Raw genomic sequence first — 3270 nt, 5'->3', positions numbered from 1 at the left:
CGCTCGCAGGCCTGCAGGGCACTCAGGTCGTCGATGCGCTTGAGGCGCCAGCCGTCGAGTGCCACCAGCTCGTCGCCGGCCGCCAGCCCGGCGCGCTCGGCCGCGCCGCCGCGCAGGACCGACTGCAGTTTCAGCAGGCCGCCGCTGTCGCTGAGCCGCGCCCCGAGCCGCTGCGCCAGCACGGGCAGCTCTTCGCTCCAGGCCACGCCGAACTTCGCCAGCAGCGGCTGCAGCGGCAGTTCGCCGGTGCCGTGCACCCAGGCGGCCAATTCGCTCGCCAGCGAGCGGCCACCGACCTCGGCCAGCACCGCGGCGATGTCGGTCTCGGTGATCGGCCCGCCGCCACTGCGCGCCCACAGGCCGCGCATCACGTCGTCGAGCGTGCCGGCGCCCTCGCTGCGCAGCGTCAGGTCGAGCGCCAGCGCGACCAGCGAGCCCTTGGTGTAGTAGCTGACCGTGGCGTTGACGGTGTTCTCGTCGGGCCGGTAGTACTTGACCCAGGCGTCGAAGCTCGCCTCGGCCACGCTCTGCACCGTGCGCCCCGGCGTGCCGCGCACGTTGTTGACGGTCTTGGCCAGCAGCTTGAGGTAGCGTGCCTCGTCGATCAGGCCGGTACGCCGCAGCACCAGGTCGTCGTAGTAGGACGTGAAGCCCTCGAAGAACCACAGCAGCTCGGTGTAGTTCTCGCGCGTGTAGTCGTAGCACTCGAAGTCGCGCGGCCGCATCCGCTTGACGTTCCAGGTGTGGAAGTACTCGTGGCTGATCAGGCCCAGCAACGTCACGTAGCCGTCGGGCGCCGACTTCATGCCGTTGCGCGGCAGGTCGCGGCGGTTGGCGATCAGCGCGGTGCTGGCGCGGTGCTCCAGGCCGCCGTAGCCGTCGTCCACCGCGTTGAGCAGAAAGACGTAGCGCTTGAACGGCGGCTTCTTGCCGCCGTGCCAGAAGGCGATCTGCGCCTCGCAGATGCGCCGGGTGTCGGCCAGCAGGCGCTCGCCGTCGAAGCTGGGCAGCACTCCGGCCACGATGAACTCGTGCGGCACCCCCGCCGCCTTGAAGCTGCCGCGCCAGAAGCGGCCCAGCTCCACCGGGTGGTCGACCAGTTCGTCGTAGCCGGCCGCCTCGTGGTCCGCGCCGGCGAGCGGCAGCGCTGTTGCGACCTGCCAGCCCCTGGGCAGCCCGGCGATCCGCAGCCGGTGCGGCTCGTGCTCGCGTCCGTGCACGCGCAGGAACACGCCGGTGCCGTTGAAGAAGCCGCGCCTGGCATCGAGGTAGGCCGCACGCACCGAGGTGTCGAAGGCGTAGACCACGTAGCTCACCACCAGCGCGCCACGGCCGCGGCAGTGCGCCACCCAGCCGGCCTTGTCGCTCTGGATCAGGGGCACGGTGCGATCGCCCTGGCGCGCCTCGAGCTGGGACAGGTGGCGGGCGAACTCCCGCACCAGGTAGCTGCCAGGAATCCACACCGGCAGGCTCAGCGCCTGCTCTTCGGCCGGCTGCGCGATGGTGAGGGTGACGCGGAACTGGTGGGCCAGGGCGTCGGCCACCTCGAGGCGGTAACGGATCATCGAGAACTCGGTTCCGGAAGGAGATGAGAGGCGGGCGTCAGCTGCCGGCCGCGGCGATGAAGCAGCCGAGGCTGGCGACTGCGCTGAGCCGGAAGCGCAGCACCAGCCAGGCTCCCAGGCCGTGGGCCGGGTAGATGCGGCGATCGACGAGGTAGCAGACCACCAGCAGCGCACCGAGCAGCGCAAGGCCGGCGTACGGCGGCATCACCACCGCGATCCAGGCCAGCAGCATCGGCAGCACGGCCCAGGCGAACCGGCTCGGCGAGGGCACCCGCTGCCGCAGGCCCAGACCCCAGTGCACGCCCCCCAGGAAGGACACGATCAGCGCCGCGTACTTGGCCAGCGCATCGGTCACGTAGGGGTGCGCATCGGGCCGCACCAGCCATGTCAGCAGCGCGCCGAGCACGAAGGGGATCAGGCCGGCATAGCGAGGCGCAGTGCCAGCGGGTGCGGCGGCAGGTTGACGTCGGCGGAAGAGGCGGATCCCACGGGGCCATCAAGGAAGTTCGGAGCGCGGGCGGATTGTCGCCGCAGCCGCGCACGCGCGCTGCGGCACTCCGCTCGCCCGGCTCAGGACTTGCCGATGCCGGCGAGCTGCTTCTCGAGCTGCGGCGCCGTCAGCATGCCCGGCACGCGGGTGCCGTCCTCGAACACGATGGCCGGCGTGCCGTTGACCCGGTGCTTGCGGCTCAGCTCGACATTGCGCTCCACCGGCGACGCACAGGCGCCCAGCAGCTTGGGCGGCTGCACGCCGTCGACCATCCACGCACGCCACGCCACCGAGGCGTCCTTGGCGCACCAGATCGCGTTCGCCTTGTCCGGCGAATCGCCGCCCAGGATGGGCAGCAGGAAGGTGTAGACCGTCAGGTCCTTGACGTTCGAGAGCTCCTTCTCGAAGCGCTTGCAGTAGCCGCAGTTCGGGTCGGCGAAGACAGCGATCTTGCGCGCGCCACTGCCGGTCTTCCACACCACCGCGTCCTTCAGCGGCAGCGAGGCGAAGTCGATCGCGGTGAGCTTGGCGACGCGCTCCTCGGTCAGGTTGCGCTTGGTCTTCAGGTCGAGGATCTCGCCGCGGATCAGGTAGGCGCCCTCGCGTCGGTGTAGAAGACGTCGTTGCCGATGCGCACCTCGAACAGGCCGGCGATCGGGGCCTTGTTGACCTCGTCGATCTTCGCGCTGCTGTTCAGGCGCTCGCCGAGCGCCTTGCGGATCGCCGCCTCCTGCGGCACCTGGGCCACGGCCGTCAACGCGAGGGTGGTGGCGATGGCTGCGACCGTTGCCGCCGCCAGCGCGGCTGTCTTGAACTTCATGGTGATCCTCGGTGCGCGCGGGTCGGGAGGGGCGTCAGCCCCGCAACGCGCGGTCGGTGAGCCAGCGCTTGAGCCCCGGCAGGTGATTCACGAGAGTCAGGCCGCGGTTGCGGAGTTCCTTCACCGGGGTGCTCTCGTGGGCAAAAAGTTGCAGCAGGCCGTCGGTCACGCGGCCCATCGCCCAGGTGGGCGCGGCGCGGCGGCGGGCGTAGCGCGCCAGCAGCCGTTCGTCGCCCAGCGAACGCCAGGCCTCGCGCTGCTGGCGCTCGGCGATCACCGCGCACAGCGTGTCGACATCGGCCAGCCCCAGGTTCAGGCCCTGGCCGGCCAGCGGATGCACCACGTGGGCGGCGTCGCCCAGCAGCACCCAGCCGGGGCCGTGCCAGCGCGTCGCG

Annotated in this window: 3 protein-coding genes and 1 pseudogene; all 4 read right to left on the bottom strand. The window is 71.0% G+C overall.

All coding sequences use genetic code 11. From position 1 onward, the window contains the following. The coding region (locus tag Y694_RS20675) for a M61 family metallopeptidase (protein WP_036236105.1) at nt 1-1565 on the bottom strand (1565 nt) is incomplete at its 3' end. 37 nt (nt 1566-1602) lie between these two features. Next, nucleotides 1603-1971, bottom strand: coding sequence for a DUF3429 domain-containing protein (locus Y694_RS20670; RefSeq protein ID WP_231497813.1), 369 nt, complete (start codon nt 1969-1971; stop codon nt 1603-1605). 164 nt (nt 1972-2135) lie between these two features. Then, a pseudogene (locus Y694_RS20665) lies at nt 2136-2875 on the bottom strand (DsbC family protein). Between the two features lie 34 nt (nt 2876-2909). Next, the coding region (locus Y694_RS20660; RefSeq protein ID WP_036236100.1) for an FAD-dependent monooxygenase at nt 2910-3270 on the bottom strand (361 nt) is incomplete at its 5' end.

It is taken from the genome of Methylibium sp. T29-B (assembly GCF_000576225.1).
GTDB classification, from domain to species: Bacteria; Pseudomonadota; Gammaproteobacteria; order Burkholderiales; family Burkholderiaceae_C; genus Methylibium; species Methylibium petroleiphilum.
The sequence above is the reverse complement of the archived record's forward strand: the minus strand, read 5'-3'. Positions and strand labels throughout refer to the sequence as shown.